1 protein-coding gene and 1 pseudogene are annotated in these 643 nt (G+C 42.5%); both read left to right on the top strand.

The features are described 5' to 3' along the window. Positions 1-350, top strand: a pseudogene (locus RM539_RS19915) (sigma-70 family RNA polymerase sigma factor); the annotation flags it as partial. Positions 351-444: 94 nt separating this feature from the next. Beyond that, the gene (locus RM539_RS19910; protein ID WP_311505169.1) at positions 445-588 is read left to right on the top strand and encodes a hypothetical protein; all 144 of its coding nucleotides are present in this window, start codon (positions 445-447) and stop codon (positions 586-588) included. Positions 589-643: the final 55 nt, after the last annotated feature.

The raw sequence follows: 643 nt of genomic DNA, 5'->3' as shown, positions 1-643 counted from the left end.
TAAAGTTATGGGTGCACCGGGATCGTATCGAAAGGCCCAAGCATATTTATTTCTTCCTGCGAATGGTGATGAAAAGGGAATGTTATTCCTATTACACCCAGCCTAAAACGAAGTTTTTTAGAAGAGTCAATTCACTGGAGGGCTATGAGAACTATCAGGAATATATGCATGGCTATGATCCTGAAAAAGAAGATGAGCATGCAATCAATCAGGAAGCGGATCAAAAAGCCTTTGACCGGATCAAAAACGTGCTGCCGCTATTAGGTGATAAAAGAAAGCACCTGGTTGAACTTTGTTTAAAATACGGCTTCCAGTATAAAGTGATTGCCGGTGTTATGGTAACAAGCTGAAGTAAGTATCGAGGTAAAAAAGGCTATCCAGGATATTAAGAATATCATTCACTAGGGCATCACGCTTGAAGCCAAACAGCAACCTGTCACCACAATGAAGCTTCAGGGTCCCATGACCGAGGAACAGGAAAAGGTATTGCAGCTACGCTGTAAAAAGCAATATTCCTTTGCTGCTATTGCTGCTGAGCTGAACCTTTTCCCAAAGGGAAGTCCATGCATCATTTATGGCGGCCTATAAGCTGATGCAGGAGAAACACGAGCAGCAATTAAAATCAGCATGAGATGGCAAAGGA

The organism is Autumnicola musiva (assembly GCF_031846585.1).
Classification (GTDB): Bacteria; Bacteroidota; Bacteroidia; order Flavobacteriales; family Flavobacteriaceae; genus Autumnicola; species Autumnicola musiva.
This window is presented reverse-complemented; position numbering and strand designations above follow the sequence as displayed.